General features: G+C 34.5%; 22 protein-coding genes, 1 tRNA gene and 1 other RNA gene. 12 read left to right on the top strand and 12 right to left on the bottom strand.

Features of this window, described 5'->3' with window-relative positions:
• The 8 genes from Fokcrypt_RS03450 to rplV all read right to left on the bottom strand — a co-directional run.
• The coding region (locus Fokcrypt_RS03450) for a hypothetical protein (protein ID WP_323722137.1) at window positions 1-511 on the bottom strand (511 nt) is incomplete at its 3' end.
• Between the two features lie 310 nt (window positions 512-821).
• Window positions 822-2219, bottom strand: coding sequence for a dihydrolipoyl dehydrogenase (gene lpdA, locus Fokcrypt_RS03445; protein WP_323722136.1), 1398 nt, complete (start codon window positions 2217-2219; stop codon window positions 822-824).
• Window positions 2220-2232: 13 nt separating this feature from the next.
• Complete coding sequence (locus tag Fokcrypt_RS03440) at window positions 2233-2460, bottom strand: BolA/IbaG family iron-sulfur metabolism protein (RefSeq protein ID WP_323722135.1); 228 nt, start codon at window positions 2458-2460, stop codon at window positions 2233-2235.
• Window positions 2461-2478: 18 nt separating this feature from the next.
• Window positions 2479-2943: an NADH-ubiquinone oxidoreductase subunit NDUFA12 family protein gene (locus Fokcrypt_RS03435; RefSeq protein ID WP_323722134.1), complete on the bottom strand. Its 465-nt coding sequence runs from the start codon at window positions 2941-2943 to the stop codon at window positions 2479-2481.
• A gap of 463 nt (window positions 2944-3406) precedes the next feature.
• Entirely contained in the window at window positions 3407-3724 is a 318-nt protein-coding gene (locus Fokcrypt_RS03430) for a hypothetical protein (RefSeq protein WP_323722133.1), read from the bottom strand.
• 472 nt (window positions 3725-4196) lie between these two features.
• A complete protein-coding gene (gene dnaK / locus Fokcrypt_RS03425; RefSeq protein WP_323722132.1) occupies window positions 4197-6113 on the bottom strand; it encodes a molecular chaperone DnaK in 1917 nt (638 codons plus the stop codon).
• 84 nt (window positions 6114-6197) lie between these two features.
• The gene (gene recJ, locus Fokcrypt_RS03420) at window positions 6198-8090 is read right to left on the bottom strand and encodes a single-stranded-DNA-specific exonuclease RecJ (RefSeq protein WP_323722131.1); all 1893 of its coding nucleotides are present in this window, start codon (window positions 8088-8090) and stop codon (window positions 6198-6200) included.
• Between the two features lie 56 nt (window positions 8091-8146).
• Window positions 8147-8494 (bottom strand): 50S ribosomal protein L22, encoded by a 348-nt coding sequence (rplV, locus tag Fokcrypt_RS03415; protein WP_323722130.1) that lies wholly within the window; start codon window positions 8492-8494, stop codon window positions 8147-8149.
• 104 nt (window positions 8495-8598) lie between these two features.
• Here rplV and Fokcrypt_RS03410 point away from each other — a divergent pair, with 104 nt between their 5' ends.
• From Fokcrypt_RS03410 to Fokcrypt_RS03400, 3 genes are all read left to right on the top strand, one after another.
• Window positions 8599-8883 carry an FtsB family cell division protein gene (locus Fokcrypt_RS03410; protein ID WP_323722129.1) on the top strand — a complete coding sequence of 95 codons (285 nt, stop codon included), beginning with the start codon at window positions 8599-8601 and terminating at the stop codon, window positions 8881-8883.
• Between the two features lie 136 nt (window positions 8884-9019).
• Window positions 9020-11479, top strand: a complete 2460-nt coding sequence (gene lon, locus Fokcrypt_RS03405) for an endopeptidase La (protein ID WP_323722128.1) — start codon at window positions 9020-9022, stop codon at window positions 11477-11479.
• Window positions 11480-11483: 4 nt separating this feature from the next.
• On the top strand, window positions 11484-12323 hold the full coding sequence (locus tag Fokcrypt_RS03400; protein WP_323722127.1) for an NAD kinase: 840 nt from the start codon (window positions 11484-11486) through the stop codon (window positions 12321-12323).
• Between the two features lies 1 nt (window position 12324).
• On the opposite strand, the gene Fokcrypt_RS03395 is transcribed toward Fokcrypt_RS03400, so the two are convergent.
• Both Fokcrypt_RS03395 and rlmN read right to left on the bottom strand, forming a co-directional pair.
• Complete coding sequence (locus tag Fokcrypt_RS03395) at window positions 12325-13188, bottom strand: ParB/RepB/Spo0J family partition protein (protein ID WP_323722126.1); 864 nt, start codon at window positions 13186-13188, stop codon at window positions 12325-12327.
• A gap of 50 nt (window positions 13189-13238) precedes the next feature.
• The gene (gene rlmN / locus Fokcrypt_RS03390; RefSeq protein WP_323722125.1) at window positions 13239-14306 is read right to left on the bottom strand and encodes a 23S rRNA (adenine(2503)-C(2))-methyltransferase RlmN; all 1068 of its coding nucleotides are present in this window, start codon (window positions 14304-14306) and stop codon (window positions 13239-13241) included.
• 107 nt (window positions 14307-14413) lie between these two features.
• Between rlmN and Fokcrypt_RS03385 the strand changes: the two genes are divergently transcribed.
• The 7 genes from Fokcrypt_RS03385 (at window position 14414) to Fokcrypt_RS03355 (ending at window position 18903) form a co-directional block, all read left to right on the top strand.
• A tRNA-Leu gene (locus Fokcrypt_RS03385) sits at window positions 14414-14497 on the top strand.
• Window positions 14498-14529: 32 nt separating this feature from the next.
• Window positions 14530-14787: a 30S ribosomal protein S16 gene (rpsP, locus tag Fokcrypt_RS03380; protein ID WP_323722124.1), complete on the top strand. Its 258-nt coding sequence runs from the start codon at window positions 14530-14532 to the stop codon at window positions 14785-14787.
• A gap of 23 nt (window positions 14788-14810) precedes the next feature.
• A complete protein-coding gene (gene pdhA, locus Fokcrypt_RS03375; RefSeq protein WP_323722123.1) occupies window positions 14811-15902 on the top strand; it encodes a pyruvate dehydrogenase (acetyl-transferring) E1 component subunit alpha in 1092 nt (363 codons plus the stop codon).
• Between the two features lie 9 nt (window positions 15903-15911).
• Complete coding sequence (rnpA, locus tag Fokcrypt_RS03370) at window positions 15912-16352, top strand: ribonuclease P protein component (protein WP_323722122.1); 441 nt, start codon at window positions 15912-15914, stop codon at window positions 16350-16352.
• Between the two features lie 18 nt (window positions 16353-16370).
• An RNA gene (gene rnpB / locus Fokcrypt_RS03365) (RNase P RNA component class A) lies at window positions 16371-16747 on the top strand.
• Window positions 16748-17005: 258 nt separating this feature from the next.
• Complete coding sequence (locus Fokcrypt_RS03360; RefSeq protein WP_323722121.1) at window positions 17006-17560, top strand: RNase A-like domain-containing protein; 555 nt, start codon at window positions 17006-17008, stop codon at window positions 17558-17560.
• Window positions 17557-18903 (top strand): UDP-N-acetylglucosamine 1-carboxyvinyltransferase, encoded by a 1347-nt coding sequence (locus Fokcrypt_RS03355; protein WP_323722120.1) that lies wholly within the window; start codon window positions 17557-17559, stop codon window positions 18901-18903. Before Fokcrypt_RS03360 ends, Fokcrypt_RS03355 begins: the two co-directional genes overlap by 4 nt.
• 402 nt (window positions 18904-19305) lie before the next feature.
• On the opposite strand, the gene Fokcrypt_RS03350 is transcribed toward Fokcrypt_RS03355, so the two are convergent.
• A complete protein-coding gene (locus Fokcrypt_RS03350; protein ID WP_323722119.1) occupies window positions 19306-19521 on the bottom strand; it encodes a hypothetical protein in 216 nt (71 codons plus the stop codon).
• Window positions 19522-19809: 288 nt separating this feature from the next.
• Here Fokcrypt_RS03350 and Fokcrypt_RS03345 point away from each other — a divergent pair, with 288 nt between their 5' ends.
• The gene (locus Fokcrypt_RS03345; RefSeq protein WP_323722118.1) at window positions 19810-21189 is read left to right on the top strand and encodes a signal recognition particle protein; all 1380 of its coding nucleotides are present in this window, start codon (window positions 19810-19812) and stop codon (window positions 21187-21189) included.
• 1 nt (window position 21190) lies between these two features.
• Window positions 21191-22306, top strand: coding sequence for a hypothetical protein (locus Fokcrypt_RS03340; protein ID WP_323722117.1), 1116 nt, complete (start codon window positions 21191-21193; stop codon window positions 22304-22306).
• 142 nt (window positions 22307-22448) lie between these two features.
• Here Fokcrypt_RS03340 and Fokcrypt_RS03335 read toward each other — a convergent pair.
• The coding region (locus tag Fokcrypt_RS03335; protein WP_323722116.1) for a coiled-coil domain-containing protein at window positions 22449-24983 on the bottom strand (2535 nt) is incomplete at its 5' end.

Below are 24983 nucleotides of genomic sequence, written 5' to 3'. Positions count from 1 at the left end.
CCAATCTCTCATATACTGTCTTTAGCTTTTCTTTTTCTATTTCCGCTACAGCAATTCCATCTCCTATCAGCTTTTTTTGTTCTATTTTAGTTTCTAAGATAAGGATTTTATATGTCTTTTCATCCAGCCTTTGACCGAAAAATTTCAACTCTGCACGATAATTTTTCACTACTTGATGTGTTTTTATATATTCTTGTGCTTCTATATAAGACTTTTCAAAATCCTTTTCAGTAGCTTTCAATTGTTTCATTCGTATCTTCTGCTCATCAGTTAATCTCTCCAATTCCTTCTTCGTCTCTTCCTCTGCACTCTGCCACCATTCTTTCTTCATCTCTTCCTCTTTCTTAGCCTCTCCCGACGCCCCACTATCCTCCTCTTTATTATCTTTATTATCACTTATGTCATTAGCTTCCATGTCATCACTTATGCCGTCCAATTCCTTTCTATAAAAGAAACTTATTCCTCCATATATTACTATACTTATCGCAATTCCACTTAATGTATTTTTCATAATGAACATATTTAATTTGTCCATTATATCGTTTTTTTCTACCACGATGTCTCTTGCTTTACAGTAAGCCATTCTAATATATTTCTTTCTAATAATTATATGCTATTACACTCATTCTCCTTTGTTTTTTCAATATATTTTTCATTCAATCTCTCATGAGTAACCACTCCCTATATTTATATTGTATTATTTAAAATTTATATTGTGTGTATTCATTTTCCTAAAGCTTAAAAAAGACGTAACGAATATTAGTACTAATAAAAAAGATTCGTAATTAAGAATGATGTGAGGCTGATTCTAAAACTAGAAACTATAAATGAATTGTACGATCATATATACCAAGTGCGGCCTCATGTATTACTTCTGATATTGTAGGATGTGGAAATATTGTCGATAGTATTTCATCAACTGTGCCTTCTGAGGCTTTTAATATTCCGAAACAACATATTATTTCGCTTACATTATCACCTATCATGTGGGCTCCTAGTACTTCTCCTGTATCGATGTTAGTGATAATTTTCACTAGACCGTTTGTAGTGCGAGTAGCTACTGCCTTCCCATTTCCAGTAAAAGGAAACTTACTTATGGCGATTTTGTACTTCAATTGTCTTGCTGCTTCTTCTGTATATCCGATACTTGCAATTTGTGGTGTAGTGTATATGCATGAGGGGATGGCATTATAGTCTAAACCATGGGGATTTTTATTACAAATTGCTTCTATAGAAATAATTCCTTCATGACTAGCTTTGTGAGCTAGCATATAAGGGTTATTATTTACATCACCTATTGCATATACGTTATCTATACTGGTACGCATCTGATTATTTACGATAATTTTATCATTTTCAGATAAAAGAAGTCCCAAATTTTCTAATCCTATATCTTTAATATTTGGTACGACACCAGCAGCGGAAATAATATTATCAAAGAGAATTTCTTCTGATTCTCCATTAGATGTAATAACGGTATACGCTTTTTCATTTCTTATTTCGAATTTGTCGATGGTTGCAGAAGTCTTAATACATACGCCAAGTTCTTCCATTGCTTGATGCATAAGTTTTGCTATATCGTGATCTTCTGTTTGCATTATTCGAGGCATTTTCTCTACGATTGTAACTTTCGCACCTAAAACACTATAAAAATTCGCAAATTCCATGCCTATAGCTCCGCTACCTATTACGAGTAATGATTGTGGTAGTATTTTAGGAATCATTGCTTCTCTGTATGACCATACTATTCTGCCATCTATAGGGATATTTGGAAGTTGACGTGGTGACGCTCCTGTTGCGATTATGATGTTTTTTGTCTTAATATTATGTTCTTTTTTATCATTTCCTAACACATGCAGTTCATGTTTAGTTTTGATAGTAGCATGTCCAAAAATTACTTCTATGTTATTTTTTTTAAGTAATGAGCTAACTCCTCTGTTTAATTGCGTAGCTGCATTCCTGGATTGTTGAACGATTTTCTGCAAATCGAAAGAAATGTCTTTTGCTATTATTCCAGAAAAGTGAGCTTTTTTGAGATGATAGAGGGTCTCTGATGACTTTAATAATGCTTTTGTTGGTATGCACCCCCAGTTCAAACATATTCCTCCTAATTCTTCTTTTTCTACAACCAATACCCGCATCTTAAGTTGTGCAGCTCTTATTGCTGCAACATATCCGCCGGGACCGCTGCCAATAATTACTATATCGTATTCTTTCATAATTATAGAAAATTTAATATGTGGGTAGAGCGGTTTTTATTTTTACTGCATGTACCTCATTTCCTACATACTCTCCTATTATACTATATATCATCCTATGTTGCTCAAGAAGAGTTTTTCCAGCAAATTCAGAAGTTTGAATGGATATATGATAATGCATGTCATCGCACGCAATTTCCTGTATTGAAAGTATAGCGTCAGGGAATCTTTGTAATAGTGCACTGATCATACGTTCTTTCATAGTAAGATGGATAAGTATTTAGTAATTCCAAGGAAAGTATTCTACATCAACAAGGCGATTCTTGCAACCATGGCTAGCGTGCATCATACGAGCTACCGTTCCAGTAAGATTAGGTATATTAGGTAATTCTTTAGAATTATAGTGAGCAATATACGTTTCTATATTATCATCAGTTGTTTGTAAGCGACCGGAATCATTAAGAAAAACCTTATCGTATTTATAGTGAAGAGATTCATCTTTATGTTCAAGTGATGAAGATCTGTGAGATAGCCAATTGAAATTGTTATTATCTATAGAAGTTGGTTCATTGCAAAAGTAGTCACCCCAGAAATTAGAGTATATTACCCATCTTCTAGTATGTGGTGAAAGAAAGTATTTTAAGTATTTTTTAGATGTGTAATATTTATTGCCATACTTATCCTGCGAGACAAAAGTAGAGAAAAGTCTTGTGAAAGCATTATGAAATATGTTCATAGATTTCATGAAGATTGTCTATTATCAAGATAATAGCAGTTTTTAATGAATTCTAAAATACTTATAGGAGATAGAGTTTGCTTTTTTGATGTTTGTATAAATGAGAAGCAATATCTGAATTGAGTTTAAAGAATTAGTTGAAGTATAGGTTGAATTATTATTAACATAAATAAGTTGCTTTTTGCTAGAGTAGAATTTTCGGATGTTATTATTGTCTAAAACATGAAGCAGGGTGTCTACGGTAAAGGTGAATGAAATTAGTAATCAAGAAGAATTACTTATTTGAGGCTAAGAGCATATTAGCAAAATGCTAGATTGAACGAAAGTTTGAAAAGGTAGAATGAAATTAATGGAATTCTTAAAATTAACTAAATATAGCAAGATAGATTAATCGGCACATATGAGCACGGTGTCGTATGAAAAGTTTTATTAATTTATCCTCTTTGGCATTCTTTCTGATGTGTTAGCAATATTATCTTTTTCTATTGTAATAATGTCCTCTTCTATAATAAGAGCGGCGTTTCTTTCCTTTACATAAATGTCCTCTTCTGTAATGGCATTCCACTTCTTTATATTGAACTCCAGCAACTTGCTCTAGTGATGTCATATTAACGTTATTTTCTATGATGTTATACAATGTTTCGGATTTTATAAACTCTTCGCTTTGTAATTGTTCAGTCAGTGTGAATGGTATGTGCCTCACAAAGGTAAATTTCTCAATTTTAAAGTAGTTATGTTGTGACTGTTTAGCTTGTTTATCATGGTTTGAAGTGAATACGCCAGAGAGCATCCACAAAACTAATACAAAAAGTATTTATTGCTACTACTACGTAATATTTATTACGAAATGGCTGTAATTTATTAAGCATCATAAGGTGATACTGATCATTAAACCACTTTGATAGCAGAAAAAATGAAAAAATACTAATCAGATCTTAAGTTATTACTTGTTTAGAAAGTGAATAAAGAACCGTACTGCGGATATGCTGATGCGATCAGTATTGCGTATAGCTAAGATGGTAGCGTAGTAAGGATGTGGTGCTATTTCTAACGTGTAACTCAATAAAAAAGAGTCATTGATAAGATGTAATCACTCTTCTTTTACTTGATCAATTACACAATTATATTTTTCTGATTTATTTAAACGTATACCTGATATAGCTTTAGCCACTATTCTCAAGCTTCATTCGTTTCCAGTTAGTAATTTTCATCACATAATGAACGTGAACCAGACTATTCTGAACACGTTCATTCAATATTAATTACTTCTTATCTTCCGTTTTTACTTCTTCATAATCAGCATCAACATATTCATCTTCAGTTTTCTCACTGCTACTCTCAGATTTAGAAGTGTCTTCATTATGGTTAGTGCTACCACTTTGATGCATATGTTGTCCTATAGCTGTTATGGCATTATTTAATTCCTGTATCTTATCTTTTAGTACATCCTGACTATCTGAATCCATTACAGATTTGAGATTAGAAATTGCATTATTTACTGAATCTTTAATTTCTTGTGGAATTTTACTTCCATGCTCTGATATAGCTTTCTCAGCTGAGTGTATAGCCGAATCAGCATTATTTCTTAATTCCACTAAAGCATGCTTTTTAGCATCTTCTTCAGCTGCTTGTTCTGCTTCTTTTATCATTCTTTGTATATCATCATCTGATAATCCACTAGAAGATTGTATTGTAATTCTCTGTTCTTTGCCTGTAGATTTATCGCGTGCTGATACGTGTAATATACCATTAGCGTCTACGTTAAATTCCACTTCAATTTGCGGTATTCCTCTTATGGAAGGGGGGATGCCTTCTAGTGTAAATATGCCAAGCTCTCTATTGTCTTTCGCAAACTTACGTTCTCCTTGTACTATGCGTATTGTAACCGCTGTTTGGTTATCAGCTGCTGTAGAAAATATCTGGGATTTTTTTGAAGGAATTGTAGTATTTTTAGGTATTAGTGGCGTTGCAACCCCTCCCATAGTTTCTATTCCTAAAGTTAGAGGTATTACGTCTAATAAAAGAATGTCTTTTATGTCTCCTTTAATAATACCACCCTGTATTGCAGCTCCTATAGCTACCACTTCATCAGGGTTTACTCCTTTATGAGGTTCTCTACCAAATATTTCTTTAACTTTTTCAACGATTGCAGGCATTCTTGTCATTCCTCCTACCAATATTACTTCATCTATCTGACTGATTGTCATTCCTGCATCCTTGAGGGCATTTTGACATGGAGTTACCGTTTTGTCTATCAGGTCTTTTGTAATGCTCTCGAGCTTTGCTCTAGTAATTTTTACTGTTAAGTGCTTAGGACCTGACGCATCTGCTGTAATATATGGAAGGTTAACATCTGTTTCCATTGTGCTAGAGAGCTCTATTTTTGCTTTTTCAGCTGCTTCTTTAAGTCTCTGTAATGCGAATTTATCATTTGTTAAATCCATGCCATTTTGTGCTTTGAATTCATCGCATAGGAACTGAATGATTCTGTTGTCAAAATCACCTCCTCCAAGAGTAGTATCACCACTTGTAGATTTTACTTCAAATACTCCATCACTTACTTCCAATATCGATACATCGAACGTACCTCCACCAAGATCGTATACTGCGACTGTTTGACTTTTATTAGCTTTATCAAGGCCATAAGCAAGAGCGGCTGCAGTTGGTTCATTTATTATTCTTAGTACTTCTAGTCCAGCTATTTTACCTGCATCTTTTGTAGCTTGTCTTTGAGAGTCATTAAAATATGCTGGTACCGTAATAACGGCTTCTGTCACTTTATAACCTAAGAAAGCTTCAGCGGTTGTTTTCATTTTTTTTAGAATTTCAGCACTAACCTGACTAGGAGAAAGCTTTTTCCCGTCTACTTCAACCCAAGAATCTTGATGCGGTCCTGCTACTACCTTATATGGTAGATGTTCCATAGAATCTTGTATAAATTTTTCATCGAATTTCGATCCTATCAGCCTCTTTACTTCGAATATAGTTTTAGATGGATTGGTAATTGCTTGCCTTTTAGCCGGAGCACCAACGACAGTTGTGTTTCCTTCTACATATGCGACGAAAGATGGAGTAGTTCTCGTACCTTCGGCATTTTCTATCACTTTCGGATTCTTTCCTTCCATGATTGCAACACAAGAGTTTGTTGTGCCCAGATCAATACCTATTACTTTACTCATAAAACAATTATTTATAGTTAGACACTTATATACGTAGATATATGTCTTATTCTTCCAAAAACAAATGTAATTTTTTAGATATTACTAATTCACTCTAAGAGTATTTATTTTTCTTGAGTTTTTATATTTTATATTTTCTTGATGACGTTTTAGTTTTGTACGTCCTTGTCTTACGAAAGATGATACATCTTCTATCGTAATGCTAAATTTAGCTCCCAAATGTCCTTCTATTTTAAATACGCCGACTATATCTACTATATTACCTACGTTGTTCATCAAAAATTTTCCTATTTTGCTTTCTGCTCCTCTAAAGAGAAAACATGTAATATTTTTTTGCTTACGTGGAAATGGAGTTGATATAGTGACACTAACGTGAATATCTTGAATCGCTATTGCTCTTACGATTTTCGCATTTTGTAGTAAAAATCTTGGATACGGATACCCTGCACCAAAAGGTTCAAGTATTCTAATTTCCTTCACTAATTCTTCATCTAATGCCGAGATTGATAATGTTGCATCTATCTCTAAAGTCTTCATTTTATGTGAGTATATATCATAATCTTTTGTCTCATTCATGAAATTTTCGAACTCATTTATGATATTTTTTAAGTTATGAAGTGAGGCATTAAATCCACCAGCCATTGGATGACCGCCAGCATCGTGTAGCAGTCCATTTTGTTTTGCATGAATTAGCATTGGTACAATGTTGATGCCGTCTATTGAGCGAATTGATCCTTTAATTTTTTCCTGAGAAGTATCTACCGAAATTATGATAGCTGTTTTCTTGGAATATTCCTTTATTCTGTTTGCTAATATTCCCATGATACCAGCTGGTAGGTTATTTTTTACGATGATAACTACTCTTTTGCTACTGTCATCGCTTTGCGCTACTTCTGCTAAGATTTCGTACATTATACTACTTTCAACTACTTTTCTTTCTTGATTTAGTGCTTCTAATGTAAGAGCAGCTTTTTTAGCACTTTCTACAGTTTTAGCTGTTAATAGAGAAAGTGCTATATTAGCTGTATCCATCCTTCCACCAGCATTTAGTCTTGGCCCTATCATATACCCTATATGAAATACACTTAGCCTGTCACCAAGTTTAAGGTAATCCAATATCACAGATAATCCTAGTATTTTACGATTACGCATCGCTTTTATTCCAACTACTATGAGGGCTCTGTTTAATGGGTTAAGCGGTATAACATCACATACTGTACCCAATGCTGCAAAAGCCGTAAGTGGTGTAACATCTGGCTCTAAAATATTAATTTTCTGAAAATATTTCTTCTCTCTCATTACTGCTCTAAGAGCTATAACAACAATGAGTACTACTGTCGTGGCACAGATTTGTTTGTACGGAAAGTTTTCTCCATGAGTGTTAGGATTGATTAAGATAGTTTCATCATTTGTATCATTCATTACTTCAGCATTATGGTGATCTAATATCACGCATTTCATTCCAAGAGAATTTGCAAATGACATTTGAGATACGGAGTTAGTTCCACAATCCATATAAACGATAATTTTTGCTCCATCGTCTTTCATCTTGATAATGGCGGTATTGTTGGGGCCATATCCTTCAGTTGCTCTGTTTGGTATATAGACCGCAAAATTATAGTATTTTATAAAATGGAAAAACGTAATGAGGGTTGCTGCTGCACTTGTCCCATCAGTGTCGTAGTCAGTAAAAATATATATCTTCTCATTTTTCTCTATAGTATCGAAAAGCAGATTAGTAACCTCTCTCATCCTTCTAAAGAAAAAAGGGTTAGGTAGTACCTTGGATAGCTTTATTTGCAAGAGATTTTCTATCTTTTCTTGTTCGGAATATCCTCTATTGACGAGTATTTTAGCTACAATTTCAGATACATTATTGCGCTTTTTAATACTACGCAAAACATCCTCATCTTGAGTTTTGAAAAGCCAAGTGAAGTTACTAACTGACTGTCCAATATCTGCATCACCCCTGTTCATAAAATACAATTAACAAACTACATACTTGAAACGAAGCCGCTTTTCAACGGGAGATGCTATGCTTGCCTCTCAGAAAGCTCCAAGCATATTCTAGAAAATGGCTTCATAATTCTATTGGCTCTTCCCTTAGCGCGTGGCATAAATCTTTTTAAGTAAAATGCATGATTTACAAGTATTTTACTTATATAGAGTCTATCTATATCCATATTGCAGTTATGTTCAGCATTTGCAATTGCCGAACGTACGAGCTTATGTACATCATATGCAATTTTTTTTCTGGAAAATTGTAGTTGTAATAACGCGACATGGACATCTAATCCTCTTACAAGAGAAAGGACTAAACCAGCCTTGAATGCACTTGTTTTAATAGGGGCACTTTTTGCAACCGCGATCTTATTCTGCATTGTAATCGAATACAGGTTGATTCATAATCATACATGGTAGCATAATTCACATTTACCTTTCAATTGATAAGTGAAAATTCGTTCAAAAGTGTAGCTAGAGAATAATGAAACAGTATAAAGTTTTTCTTATATATGGGCTCTTTTTGCTTTATCCTATGTATCATCTTTTCCAAGGAGAGAATAGTATCAGCGCTTACTTTGCTTTAGATTCTAATTATGTGATGGTCTCACATGAGCTAAAAGAGCTCAAAAAGAGAAAGTATGAATTAGAGCATGAATTGAAGCTCTTAAAGAATGATCTATCAGGAGATTATATGGAAGAAACGCTAAGGAGAGTTATGGGATTTTCTGATGAAAAAGAGATTATAGTATTTATGGGAGAGCGATAATGTAATTTAAAGGTAAAATGAATGTACTTAGTGATGCAAATTTGCTTTACTCATGCATATTATTTTTAGGAATTTGTAAAAGTAATGTTTTTGACATACATATCGATTCAGTAATAAACTTTGGGATATATTTTATATGACAACACTTAAAAGCTTGCAGAGCGATCGCGAACTTCGTGACAAAGTTGAAAACTCTACGAAGAAAAATCGTCGTAATGTTGCAGAAAATGCTACGTTATATCCCGTTTTACCACTTCGAGATATTGTAATGTTTCCTCGAATGATAGTTCCGCTCCTAATAGGTCGTAAATCATCTCTTAAAGCGTTGGAAGTTTCAACTTCTGAGAAGTTGCCGCTCATTTTGATTACTCAAAAGGATGCAAAAGATGAAGAGCCTGAGATAAATGACTTATATAAAGTTGGATCTCTTTCAAAAACTTTGCAGGTATTTAATGGAAATGATGGAGGTGCAAGGTTATTTGCAGAAGGTATAGAAAGAGTGAAAATAGTAAAATTCGTTAAGAAAGACGACTATATTGCTGCTCGTGTAGTGAAGTTAAAGTATAAAAAATTACCATCTACTCATATTAAGAGAGCTGCTTTACTGCGGGATACTTTGATTAGTGCTTTTACAGAATATGCAAAGGATTATAAAAAAATTCCAACCGATGTTGTTGATAATATATCGAAGATCGGTAATGAAGCACTATTAGCTGATGCGATAGCTGTACACCTCACTCTTACTGTTTCTAAAAAACAAGTTCTGCTAGAATTGACTGATATCGAAAAAAAACTGGAGAAATTACTTTTTCATATAGAGGAGGAGGTAGAAGTGATGAAAACTGAGCATGCGATCAAAGAAAGAGTTCAAAATCAAATTAGAGAGAGTCATAAAAATTACTATCTTACTCAGCAGTTAAAAGCTATTCATCAAGAACTAGGAGAAGAAGATCCAAGTAAAGAATACGAGGAATTGGAAAAAAAAATTGAGCAGAAAAAATTGTCTGCAGAAGCTAAAGAAAAGGCTCTTTCTGAACTCAAGAAACTACGGCACTTGAATTCTATGTCATCTGAGGCAGCTATTATCAAATTTTATATAGAATGCATACTTGATTTACCGTGGAATGAAAATTTGGAAACTGAAGTAGATTTAGAAAAAGCTGAAAATATATTGCGTAATAATCATTATGGAATGGAGAAAGTTATCGAGAGGATATTGGAATATCTTGCAGTGTATAAAAGAACTAACAATAGCTATGGTTCGATATTGCTTTTTGTTGGCCCTCCAGGTGTCGGAAAAACATCAGTAGCATCTTCTATAGCTCAAGCGTTAGGGCGTCCATTAGCAAAAATTTCGCTCGGTGGTGTTCGTGATGATGCGGAAATAAAAGGACATAGACGTACCTATGTTGGAGCTATACCTGGAAGAATTATACATGCTATGAGAAAGGTACGCGTTTCTAATCCAGTAATATTATTAGATGAAATAGATAAAATGGGAAGGGATTACAGAAGTGATCCTGCTTCAGCTCTTTTAGATGTACTAGATCCGGTTGAGAATAAAAGGTTTTCTGATAACTATTTGGAGCTATCATATGATATTTCTAATGTGTTCTTTGTGGCTACTGCAAATTCATTTGATATACCAGCACCACTTTTAGATCGTTTTGAGGTTATAAAAATTTCTGGATACTCAGAAGAAGAGAAATATCATATCTTCATCCGACATTTGTTACCTAAGCAAAGAGAAATACATAAAATTACCGAAGATGAAGTTAAAATATCAGAGGAGGCTGTTAGAGAAGTAATTAATGGTTATACTAGAGAGTCTGGAGTACGACATTTAGAGCGGGAATTGACTAAAATATGTAGAAAAGCTGTGAGAACATTAGCTAATTCAGTACAGAAAAGTATAGTAGTTTCTGAAGAAAATTTAAGTGTGCTTTTAGGCGCAAAGAAGTATCAAGATAATACTATAAATGATGGTTCTAGGCTTGGTGTAGTGGTAGGACTAGCATATACAGAATATGGTGGAGAGGTGCTGGAATTAGAAGCAGTGTTAATGCCAGGAAAGGGTAATGTACAAATTACTGGGAAGTTAGGTGATGTTATGAAGGAGTCCGCTTTGACGGCGATTGGGTATATGAGAAGTATGGCTCAAATTGTTTCAGTAGAGCCTAATGTGCATTCTGAAAAAGATATACATCTTCACGTACCTGATGGTGCTACACCAAAAGATGGACCATCAGCAGGAATTGCAATATGTACAGCAATAGCATCTGTAATGCTAAGAATACCCGTGCGTAATGATGTTGCAATGACAGGTGAGGTGACTTTGACTGGTAGAGTATTACCTATTGGAGGATTAAAAGAAAAATTACTGGCAGCAAGGAGAATAGGAATTAAAACTGTGCTTATTCCTCATGATAACTTCAAAGATCTAGAAGATATCCAAAGTTATATACATAGTGACATGAAGATTATAGGCGTTAAGTCTATGGAGGAAGTGTTGAAAATTGCTCTTACAAAGGATATATTCACCTCTCAAATAAATGATAGAGTATTCGTTGGAACTAGTAGTGAAATTATAGTATAGAGGGATGATTATATGTTTCGCTATAGATCCAGATTCTTCAAAGGCTCTAGCTATTTGGACTATTATAAAGGAGCGAGAAAAAATATCTGAATATTATATGCTTTCCATTCCTAATTTGGATGTGAGTTTCCGTGAGCATTATAGTGGACTAAAATTCAGCAACATCAAGTGTGATGTCGTTGTGGTTATAGGGGGAGATGGATTTATGCTAAGAGTAATTCATGCATTGCTTGAGTATCGTACTAAAATTTATGGGATTAATGCAGGTACCGTTGGTTTTTTACTTAATAAGTATATTGCCGATGTGTTGATGGATGATATATTGACGGCTAAACTGATAGAGTTACCGTCTTTAGCTATGAAAGTGAAGCATGTTGATGGTTCTATTAGTGTATATCACGCAGTAAATGAAGTGTCTTTAATTAGGCAAACTAGGCAAAGTGCTAAAATGGAGATATATCTGAATTTTATGAGTATGGGAAATATTGTTGGAGATGGTGTATTAATTGCTACTCCGGCTGGAAGTACTGCATACAATTTTGCTGCTCATGGCCCTATACTTCCATTGGCTTCAAGGTGTATTGCAATTACTCCGGTATGTGTATTTCGTCCACGTGGATGGAATGGAGCTGTTATAGAGGATACTTATAAAATAGAATTCAATATACTAGAGTCAGAAAAAAGACCTGTAAGTGCAACTGCTGATTTCTGGGAATGTAGAGATGTAGTTACGGTATCGGTAAGTATGAGTAACATACGTCCATCGATTTTATTATTTAGTAATAGAGAAAGTTTAGATAAAAGAATATTAAATGAACAATTTGGAGGTATTAAATTGGTTTAATTTACTTAGAATTTCCGAGCGTAATTTTAAATGCAAGACTATCTAGTTCATTTAATTCCTTGCATGTAATTATTAATTTATAGCTCTTATTTCCTGCTGATATTTTTACTTTCGTATTAAGAGCGTTGCTCAATAGTTTTTCCATTTCTAATAACGAATCGTCTGAAATGTTGGTATTTTTTTTGCTATTTTCATCTTCTATTTCGGATTTTACCAACTTTTCTACGTCTCTTACGGTAAGATTTTTCTCCACAATTTTACTTGCTATTTCTTCGGGATTATCAATGCATACCATTGCCCTAGCATGTCCGGCACTGATCTGTCCACTAATTATCATTTTCCTCACTTTTTCTGGTAACTTAAGCAATCTTATCGTGTTAGCAATATGACTTCTACTTTTACCAAACTTCTCTGCGAGCATTTCATGAGTATACCCAAAATCGGTAGAAAATTTCCTATATGCTTCTGCTTCTTCTATAGTATTTAAATCAGCTCTCTGTATATTTTCCACTAAAGCAATTTCCATGGACTCTAGTTCATCAGAGTGTTTCACCATTACAGGAATTTCTGAAAGTCCTGCTATCTTAGAGGCATGATATCGTCTCTCGCCTGCTATAATTTGATATAATTTATCATCTATCTTTCTTACAATAATTGGTTGTAATACACCAAATTGTCTTATGGAAGAAGCTAACTCATTTAGTTCATCTGGATCTAGAGTTTTTCGTGGTTGTGACGGGTTAAATGTAATTACATTAAGAGGCAAGAGCGACACACCTCTAATAGATTCTGCTTGTGTAAATGAAGTGCTTGCCTCTGAGATTAAAGCCGATAGCCCCTTTCCTAGATGACCAGTGTTGCGCATCTCACTTCTCAAATATGTTTATATCTTGATTTTATAATGAAATGGCGATTTTAGCAACTTGTATTGCAATTTGACTTTAATTGTCCGCACGCTGCCATGATGTCTTGTCCTCTATTTTTTCTGATAGTTGTGATATATCCTGCATTTTTGAGAATTTGCTGAAATCGCTGAATTCGTTCGCTAGTTGAAGAATTATAGTTACTTCCATCCCATTTGTTGAAAGGGATGAGGTTAATTTTACAGCTGACGTTTTGTACAACTTTAATCATAGCATAAGCATCATCATCTGAATCATTAACTCCTTCTAGCATTATATACTCGAAAGTTATCTTTTCTCTCGTGGTTTGATAATACTCTCTACACGCTTCTAGTAGTATTGATATAGGATATTTTTTATTTAAAGGAACTAGATGGTTTCTTATTTCATCTTTTACTGCATGCAAAGAGATTGCTAACTTTACTTTTACGTCATTTCCTAAGGCCTTAATTTTAGGTACTATACCTGACGTTGATACAGTAATCCTTTTAGAAGTTATATTAAAGATTTTAGCCGATATAATAATGGTTATCGCTTTTACAACATTGTTATAATTCAATAATGGTTCTCCCATTCCCATAAAAACGATATTGGATATGTTACTTGTAAATGTTTGCTTTATCCTTAGCGTTTCTAGTCTTTGGTAAGCGAATAGTAGTTGGCCAATTATTTCTCCTGTTGTTAGATTTTTAGCAAATTTTTGAGTGCCAGTATGGCAAAATGTGCATTTTATAGGACAGCCAACTTGTGAAGATACACACAATGTACCACGTTCTCTTTCAGGTATATATACCGTCTCAATATGAAATCTTAAATCATTTTCTTCGGTACTTAATAGCCACTTTATTGTACCATCAGATGAAATGGATTCCTTGTGGCACTTTGGTATTACAATTTCAAAATTTTTAACAAGATATTCTCTCAAAGCAATCGGTATATTGTGCATCATATCGAAAGAGGTAATTCCTCTATCATATAGCCATGAAAATACTTGAGTTGCTCTGAATTCTTTTTCAATGTCGTTTACCGTGAAATGAGTGGCAATTTCTTTTTTAGAGTAACTTAAAAGATTTTGTTTCATTATTATGCACGTTTATTAGGCGATACCATGCAATTGTATCTGATTATGTTAGCTTAGTGAATGTGTTTATTGCAGTCTTTATAGTTTTGATATAATATCCGGTATATGCCTCTGTGGCGGAATGGTAGACGCGGCAGACTCAAAATCTGCTATCTCTTGCGGATATGCTGGTTCGAGTCCAGTCAGAGGTACGTGACAAAATAATAATTCACGTAATAATAATATGTCTTTAAAGATTAGATTAGCACGTACTAGGGGGAAGCCATTTCGTATCGTTGCGGCTGACATAAGAGCGCCGAGAGATGGTAAATTCAAACACAATCTTGGTTATTATAACCCAGTACTAGATTGTGATGCGTCGGAAAAATTCAAAATAGATATTGAGAAAGCGAAATTTTTGATTTCGCAGGGAGCTCAGGTATCCAAAAGAGTAGCCAAACTCATATCTTTGTGTACAGAGAAGAATATTATAAAAAGGTAAGATTTAATCTTAATTGAACGTGCATGCATAAGCGATGCTCGGAGAGCTTAGATGTGATGTCAAAGCTTTCTTTTCCAAGAAATGTCAATGAAGGAGTGGCTCAACTTGTTGCAGCATTCTCCTATACTGGTGGTGATGACGTAACATCAAAATCATGCGATGTAGAAAGATTGTTGCTTTTTTATGAAAAAGCTCTCTTGCTAAGAAGGTTTGAGGAAAAAGCTGGACAGATGTATGGTATCGGTGCAATAGGTGGTTTCTGTCATTTATATATAGGGCAGGAAGCAGTAGCGGTTGGGCTCTCTGAATCTATGGTACAGGGAGATGCTATCATAACGAGCTATAGAGATCACGGTATGATGCTTGCTGTTGGAAGCGAACCAAATGCTATTATGGCTGAGCTTTTGGGTAAAGCTACTGGATGTTCTGCTGGAAAGGGTGGATCAATGCATATGTTTGATATAAAGAGAGGATTTTATGGTGGACATGGTATAGTGGGTGCTCAGGTATCGGTTGGGACAGGAATAGCAATGTCTATGAAATATCAGAAAAAAAATGCGGTATGTTTCGTAGTAATGGGAGATGGAGCGGTAAATCAGGGGCAGGTATACGAAGCATTTAATATGGCGAAATTATGGAATATACCAGTAGTCTACATAATAGAAAATAATGAATATGGAATGGGGACATCGGTGAACAGAGCTTCTAGCACTCCAAGTACAATGTATGCTCGAGGTATGTCTTTCAATATTCCAGGTTTCGTTGTTAATGGTATGGATGTAGAAGAGGTGTATCATAGAATGTCTGAAGCTCGAGATTACGTAATATCTGGTAGTGGACCAGTAATAGTAGAATGTAAGACCTATAGATATAGAGGGCATTCGATGTCAGATCCGGCGAAGTATAGAACAAAGGAAGAAGTAGAGGAATATAAAAGTATTGATCCAATAGTTACACTTAGAAATAAAATTGTTGTTATGTCGAAGGAGCGAGAAAAAGATCTCATGATAATTGACGAAAAAGTCAAATCAATTGTACATACCGCTGTAAAGTTTGCCGAAGATTCAGGACTTCCAGATGGAAGTACTCTTTGTGATGACGTATATGCAGTATAGTGTGCTTTAATGAAATTTAGAATAGCCAAAATACATACGAGTACGCCATCACTGGAGTCGTTTCGTTTTGCATCTGTTAGAGATTCGGAATATTCCGTAAAATCCGTGCTACAGAGTGCTAAGAGGTTTGTCACATCAAACTTTATAATGTTTGTAGATATTAGAAGTTCTACTACTAATAATAAGTATTATTTTGGTACAGTTACGAGTAGACGTGTTGGAGGCGCAATAACTCGTAATTATGCCAAGAGATTAGTTAGGGAAATTGCGAGAAAGCATGCAAAGTTCCAGAAATTAGTTGATAAGACCATCTATGTAATACTAATTCTACGCAAGGAGATTGCTGTTTCCGATATCACTACTTTATATCATGATTATTTTCGTACATTTGATGTGCTTGTACGTAGATGTATTAAGGATACGATGTGTAATGATTGCATCAAAAAGTAGTTCATGTAGAATGCTGTAGTACGTGGTTGGAGAGTCGCTGTATTCTTTGGAATATAGAGGAAAGTCCGAGCTTCACTGAAGAAAAATGCTAGGTAATTCCTAGCTAGGTAGTTATTACCTAAGGGAAAGTGCAACAGAAAATATACCGCCTTTATGGTAAGGGTGAAAAGGTAAGGTAAGAGCTTACCGTGATCTCGGTGACGAGATTTGCATTGCAAACCCCATTTGAAGCAAGATCAAGTAGCAGAACATACGAGATATTTTTTTCGTCTCTCTTCTTCTGAGAGTAATTGTTCTAGGGTAGATCGCTGGAACTTGCTGGGAACGGCAAGGCTAGAGAAATGACTCTCAGTGCTTTTGCACTACAGAACTCGGCTTATATGCTACGTACATGTTTTTATTATTATTTTAGAAATTCATACTTTTAAGAAAGTAGATGCTATACTATTTGTTGTTGTCTTTAGTATTTATCAATAAGTAAGTAATTCATGAAAATTGATATATTTTTGGTATTTTCCGTTGCTAGAAAAAGATTAGAGATTAAAAAAATATAAATATCATATAAGTTAATTGCATTAGTTATCTTCGGTAGTAGTGGAAAGACGGGATAATATAGTGTAGAAGAGGAGAAAAAAATATTATCAAAAAGTGATATGAAAAAACTGATGTATGCATTGCTGACATTAATAGTATTTATAACTAATGTAGGATTGGCGGAAGAGAGGAAAGAGGTGGCTGTGTGTGAAGAAAAGTTAGTAAAGTATACTATAAAATTTGATATAATTGAGAATGATAATGTGTTTTTTTCTCACACATATTCGGAGCATATTGGTAAAAGTGATGTATGGTTAAAGAGCAAGATGTATTATAGGAATATGAATTTCGCATCAACATACTTTAACAAGGAAATTGCTAACGATACTATTAGAAAAGCACTTAGAGATAATAAAGGAAAAATATGTATGTGGTTAGATAGTCTAAATAAAATGAGTAAATCTGACAACAGAAGAAAAAAAGCATTGTTACTTGTTACAACTGATGTAAATAAAGAAATAGGATTCGGTATACAGAATGACGGTAAAAAAATAAATTTAAAGCGTGCCAATATTGTGTTAAAAGCTACTTCACATGAAGATGTAGGTATTGGATTATATGTTTTTACCTCTTATCCTGCTAAAAGTCGTAAATATGAAAAAAAACAACGATGACAACGAAAATAAGATATAAGATATGTGGTGGTACACCTATTATTGGCAATATAGAATGCTTGGGAGCTAAAAATCTTGCTACAAAAGTTATGCTAGCGTCAATGCTTGGCAGTACTGAGAGTACATTATGGAACATGCCTTGTATTGGAGATGTAGAGATTACAAGAAAGATGATAGAAATGACAGGAGCTGATGTAAGATTTGAGAGAGATAATTACCATTCTGGGAGAGTGGTTATTAATCCTAGCTCTATATCTAAAGCTATGATAGCTCTACCTGATTCTGCTACTAATAGGATTCCTATATTACTGTTAAGTGTATTATTGCAGTTATTTGATGAGGTAGAGGTTCCTACTATTACCGGAGATGAAATTGGTAAAAGGAAAGTAGATTTTCATGTTGAAGCTATTAGGATGTTTAATGGAGAAGTGGAAGTAAGTAATAACTGTTTTCGTGCTCGTAAAAATCATAGGTTATCTGGTACTCATTTTACTCTTCCGTATCCTTCAGTAGGAGCTACCGAGACGTGCTTATTTTTAGCTGTATTGGCAGATGGAATGAGTGTAATTAAGAATATAGCTATGGAGCCTGAAATTATGCATTTGATTTCTATGCTAAGGTGTATGGGAGCTGTAATCTTTATTAATCCAAATCGAGAATTAATCGTGCATGGCGTGAAGCAGCTAAGGGGGGTAAATTTTCATGTTGTAGGAGATAGGATAGAAGCGGCGTCGTGGGCATTGCTTGCATGTACTGTAGGAGGTAGTGATATTACATTACGTGGAATTAATCCTGAACTTCTGGGAATTTTCCTATCATATTTAAATATTGCTGGTGGTAAATTTGAAATCCTTTCAGAGAATTCTATAAGATTTTATAGTGAACTTGGGAGTGTAATATCGCCACTTGTACTTGAAACAGATGTATATCCCGGATTCTCAACTGACTGGCAACAACCCTTTACTGTGATGTTAACTCAAGCAAATGGTACGTCTGTGGTACACGAAACGGTGTATGAGAATAGGTTGGGATATACTGATATGCTAAATCAGCTAGGAGCTGATATTTCAGTATTTCATTCATGTTTAGGAAGTTTAAACTGTCGTTATAAAGGGTATTACCATCCACATAGTGCAATAATAAGAGGCAAAACAGAATTATATGCATTGAAAGAGCCTATCATTATTCCTGATATTAGGGCTGGACTTGCGTATCTTATTGCTGCAGTTCTTGCTAAAGGTGATACCGTACTGGACGATGCAGATAAATTAGAGAGAGGATACGGCAACATACCTGAGAGACTAAAAGAAACCACATTAGAAATCACAAGAGAGTGCTGGTAGAAAATTGTGGAACTAATTGAACGTTATCTTTGAAAAAAAGCACTTAATCTTTGCTTTTTATCTGCCACGTCGGAAAACCGTACCATCTTTATAATTAGGTTTGCATTTCTTTTTTTTCGAGCCTAGGCAACTCTTTTTTTTAGGATGTGTGAACTATTTCAGAGAATAAGTTGCAAATTTAGTATCAAGAAACCCGTATGTCCTAGGAGTATATTCATAGGACACTCTTATTTAGGGTGATAGGAAGTTCATCGATAAAATGTGCAAAACTCAAAGCTGATAAAGAAAAAAAAACTGAACTTGCATATTTCAAACTATAACGCAAGCCGGAAATAAAATGGCATATTAAACACATACTAGGAGTATGTTTATAGAATAAAACTATCTATTACCCGCTTACAACTACTGTTGTGTAGCTGAGTTATAAGGGATTGGTCTACCTGACGTATCAAGTGCCAACTGACCATCTTCAAATTGTGCGGCCATATAAGTACCATGCCCTAGCTTTATACCATGGTATAACACTGGACTTACGGTTTTGTCTCCGATCTTTCTAAGAGCAGCTTTCTTACCACGCATCGCGATGTTGTTCTTGGAAGCAGTCACTTTCTTTGACATAGGCCATTTTAAAACTGAATAACGAACATGAGTATTATATTACATAGTTAAAATCGTTACAATACTCAAATTAGTACAATTTATTGCTTTGTGGAAAGTTAGTATAAATATTGTATGAAATATATTATTTTTTTAATTAGGTAATTATAAATCTATATAAAGAAATTGTCATTTTAATTGTGACATTAAGTATCCACCTATGTGTAAGATTTCAAATGAAGTTGTATTGATTTATAGGTAAAATATGTAGTAATGTGAACACACTAAACATGCCAAAATTTCACTATTATGCTTACTTTTTTAAAAGAAAAAATTTCTACTCTAGTAAAGAAATTTAGCTCTAAATCTCATCTTAATAGCGATGAAATTGATTCTTTACTAAAGCAAATAAGGGTCGCTCTTCTAGATGCCGATCTAAGCTTAGAGTTAACTAGTATTTTCGTTGATGAGTTACGCCTAAAAATTGAAATGATAAATAAGAAAGGTGTAGTTAATTATGGAAAAGCGATATGCGATGCTATGCAGAGTCAGATAGTAGATTTTTTATCAAATGATCTTTATGAGGAAGCTAACTCTGAAAATAATCATAATACTCTGAAAAGAATCCTTAATATAAAGGATGGGCTCAATGTAATATTGTTTCTTGGTTTACAGGGCGTAGGGAAAACTACTACCGTTGCGAAACTTGCTATTTTACTAACGCAGAAGTTAGGGAAAAAAGTAGCGATTACTTCACTAGATGAGACTAGAGAGGCGGCAAAAGAACAGCTCAAAATCTTGGCTAATGGAAGTGCTGTAGAATTTTTGGATTGCAAAGATTTTTCTAGTGTCGTTAGTAAAGCAAATACGTGTGTGGAATTAGCTCGTGCGAGAGGATTCGATATTATAATCATGGATACAGCTGGAAGAACGGACGTTGATGCGACGTTAATGAGTGAAATTGTGGAGATTCATAATACAGTAAAGCCTTCGGAAACGATTTTTGTGTGTGATGCAATGTTAGGCCAACAGGCACCAGTTATTGGAAAAGCATTTGCAGCAGCAGTGCCAATTACAGGTATTATACTTACAAGATTTGATGGTGATGCAAAAGGAGGTAGTATGCTTAGTATGAAGCGTGCAGTAGGAGTACCAATTAAATTTATTACTTCAGGGGAGAAGTTAGATGCGATAGAAATATTTCATCCACTTCGTATTGCTTCTAGAATTATGGGATTAGGTGATATTGCGTCGCTAATAGAAAAAGCTGCCGATGTTGTTGATGATATCAGCGAGGAGCAAATTGTGGAGAAAATGAAGAGCGGGAAATTCACACTTATAGATTATGTGAAATATATGAAAAAAGTTGGTAAAATGGGGGGGATGAGTTTTATGATTGGGCTTCTTCCTGGTATTCCTAAGATAGACCAAAAACAACAGCAAGAGTTAGAGCGGAAAATTAAAAATCAGATTGCAATTATATCGTCTATGACTGAAAAAGAGAAAGAAAAACCTAGTATTTTAGATGGGAAAAGAAAAATGCGGATCGCAAATGGTTCTGGTACTAAGGTGCAGGATGTTAACTCTTTATTAAGGGAATATGAGGCGATAGCAGAGGTGCTGAAACAAATGAGAAATATGAGATTAGGAGATCAAATGAAAATTATGAAGAATATATTTAAAAAATGATATGAAGTATCTTCACCATAATCTAGAGCGAGAGATTAATGCAATAACTCCGAAGAATTTATGGTTTATTTTTGGAGAAGAATATGGTGGGGTATGTTTTGCTTTATCTGCACTTAAAAATAAATTAAGGACTCTTGCTGCTATGAATGCTGGAAATCTCTCAATTCATGAAATGAGCTTTAAGCAATTGAATACAAATCCAGAGTTATTAGATGAAATTACTAGAGCTTCCAATCTATTTAGTGGGAAAAGAGAAGTTAAATTGATAATAGTGAATGCAGTATCGAATGATATATCTACTAAGTTATCTCAGCGATTAAATCAACATATCTTAGCTTTATCGAAAAATACATTTATTGCTGTTGTAGGAAGTGGTCTTAAGAAAAACTTAAAGACAAGACGTTTTTTTGAATCCTCATCAACTATAGGGCATATTGCTTTTTTTCACTCCTATTCTCTTTCGGAGCAGGAAAAGCAGAGTTTTTGGTTGTATTTATTATCTAAAAATAAATTGCAAATTGTTATTGCTACTACTTGTCCAGATTCATTACTTAGCGTTCATATTGCCCTTTGCTCAAGTAGAATGGAAATGGTCAATGCGATTGAGAAAATGTGTATCAATTCTCAGCATGAGTGTGATGTATTAGATTTATCGGATAAAAAATATAGCAGTGTACGGAAAATTCATATTTCAGAAGAAGAAATTAAAGCATTTTTTCCGTTTGAGAATGACATTAAATTATTAGATATTGTACATCATCTTCTTTTTTATAGTCATGATTCTTATGTTAATTATGATATCAATCTCGATATTTCAGCTTTGCGTTGGTTGCAGTCATATTGTATTAAGTTATCTATTTTGCATCAGATATGCTTAAAGGCTTCTTCAGATACCGAAGTAATAAATGCAATGCTTGAGATTCGCATATTCTTACCAAATAAGCAAAAAAGTGATCTAATCGGGGCATTACGTTGTATTTCTCCACATAAGATATCTGAGCTCATCACTCTATTTTTATGTCAAGAAAAAGCTATCAGAACTATGATGGAGAATGATCTAATAAATGATGTTGAAGAAAATGATAAAGTTGTACTGCAAAAATTACTACGGTTGTAATATGTCTAAGCTATGAAGAATAGACTTTTCTTATGCTTTAGGTCTTCCATGTTTTGAGTAAAGAAAAATCTATTGATGTTCGCAGTTTTTTGTTGACAGTACTTTCTTATATTATCGTTTACGAAATTTTTGACTTTTTATCCTAACGTGTGTGCTGTCCTCCGTCGTGTTGTTGTTGAGTTGTTGGTGTCTGAGTTGGAAGATTGTTGATGTTTTGAACTTCTTCTAGGTTTTTCAGTACTTTTGCAGTAGGCCCTATGTCTTGTGTTATTTGTGCTGCTACTACTTCTTCTTGACCTTTATTTCCTCGTAATAGCATTTCTGATTGCAGTTTTTTCTGATTTACTTCGATACTTTGTGTGTTATCTGCAAATTCATTCATATCATCTTGTTGTAATTGTTGAGTTTGTTTCGCTTCATGTTGTTCTTGTCCTACATTCTGTTCTTGTCCTAGCTCCTGTTTATTTTGTACTGCACCCTGTTCTTGTTTCGCTTCCTGTTCTTGTACTATATCCTGTTTGTTTTGTTCTGTACCCCGTTCTTGTCCTGCATCCTGTTTTTGTTCTACATCCTGTTTTTGTTCTACATTCTGTTGAGCTTGTGCCGCTTCCTGAGCTTGTGCCGCTTCATGTTGTTCTTGTCCTGCACCCTGTTCTTGTACTGCACCCTGTTCTTGTTCCGTACTCTGTTTATTTTGTTCTACATCCTGTTTTTGTTCTACATTCTGTTGAGCTTGTGCCGCTTCATGTTGTTCTTGTACTGCACCCTGTTCTTGTTCCGTACTCTGTTTATTTTGTTCTACATCCTGTTTTTGTTCTACATTCTGTTGAGCTTGTGCCGCTTCATGTTGTTCTTGTCCTGCACCCTGTTCTTGTTTCGCCTCCTGTTCTTGTACTGCATTCTGTTCTTGTCCTAGCTCCTGTTTATTTTGTCCTGCATCCTGTTGAGCCTGTTCCGCATTCTGTTCTTGTCCTAGCTCCTGTTCTTGTACTGCTTTCTGTTGTTCTTGTGCATTTTTTTCTTTTTGTTCTTCTACACTTTTTATAATACTAAGCTCTTTTTCCATACTATCGATCTTCTGATTAAGCTCTATTTCTTCTTTCGTTTGTGACATTTCATTGTTATATACTCCATTTTTTAGCCTTTCTTTAGCTATAGCAGTAATAGTATCATTAATTTCTTGTAGTGTTTTATATTTTTCTTCTAATGCGGCCTTAGCACCTGGATACTTCTTATCCAGTTCTATCATTTCTTCAGCCAATTTGATCGTTTTTTTACTTTGTGCAAGTAAACCAATCTTGAGCATCTGCTCATCACTTAATGAGTTGGTTAGCTCTTTCTTTACTTCTTCTTGCGTTTTTTGATCTAACAGTGCATTTCCTTTTGGATTTGGCAGTGCATTGCCACGACTTTTTACATCAAGAAGTGCTTTTATATTTTTTCCTTCTCGTCGCTTCTCTTTAAATTTTACTAGAAGAATTGCTGCTATTAATCCTACAGGACCTAGTACAATATATCCAGCTGCATATGCAGCTAATCTTTTACCAAGTGTGCTTGCGTTGATTTCTGTTTTAACATCTGATTTGAAAAATCTCTTGAACCACCCGGGTCTTTTCCTAGATTTCTCATCTGAAACTTCGTAAGGATCATATTCTATCGCACCTTTTAATTCTTTTGGAGATGACAATATTTGAGTGCGAGTTCCTTTACCTTTCGCGTATTCTAGTATAGCTATTTGGTCGTCCTGTGTTAGATTTGCGGCATTACCTTTTAAGCCCGTCTTATTTATAGCTGCTTGAGTAGCAATCGTAATACCTATATTTTGCATAGCTTCATTTTTTTGTGTTTCTGACAGAGAATCAAAGTTTCCATACTGAGCATTTAAAACTTTAGTTATATAATCCATATTTTCTCTAGTACAGAATTCCTTAAAGGATGGAGAATTACGTGAAGGCCCTATCATTTCAATTACCTTCATTGCGTAATCATCCGATGTACGTTGTTCTCCCTGTTGTTTTGGTTCTTCTTGTTGTTTTGGTTCTTCTTTTGGTTTTGCTTTTTCCTGCTGTTTTAGTTCTTTTTTTCGCTGTTTTACTTGTTCTTTCAGTTGTTTTTCTTCTTCTTTCAGTTGTTTTTCTTGTTCTTTTTTCTTTGCTTTTTCCTGTTTTTCTTGCTCTTTTTTCTGCTTTTCTTGCTCTTTTTTCTGCTTTTCTTGTTCTTTTTTCTGTTTTTCTTGTTCTTCTTTCAGTTGTTTTTCTTGTTCTTTTTTCTGCTTTTCTTGTTCTTCTTTCAGTTGTTTTTCTTGTTCTTCTTTTGGCTGATTTTGGGCTTCTTCCTGTAGTTCTTTTTTTGGCTGATCTTGTTCTTTTTCCGGCTGTTTTTTGTCTTTATCTACTTCTTTTGGTTGATTTGGTGCTTCTTCCTGTAGTTCTTCTTTTGGCTGATCTTGTTCTTTTTCCGGCTGATTTAGTTCTTGTTTCAGCTGTTGTGCTTGTTCTTGTTTCTCCGGCTTTGACAGATCTTGTGATTCCATTTCTTGCAAAATTGCTTCAGGCTTGCTCTCAATGTTTTTACGCTTTTTCGGTATTGTGTCTGAAATTGCTTTAAACGTATCTTTAGTTTTTTGTCCGATTGCTTTAAACGTATCTTTAGTTTTTTGTCCAATTGCTTTAGACGT

The sequence above is a fragment of the Candidatus Fokinia cryptica genome, assembly GCF_034359305.1.
Classification (GTDB): domain Bacteria; phylum Pseudomonadota; class Alphaproteobacteria; order Rickettsiales; family Midichloriaceae; genus Fokinia; species Fokinia crypta.
The sequence above is the reverse complement of the archived record's forward strand: the minus strand, read 5'-3'. Positions and strand labels throughout refer to the sequence as shown.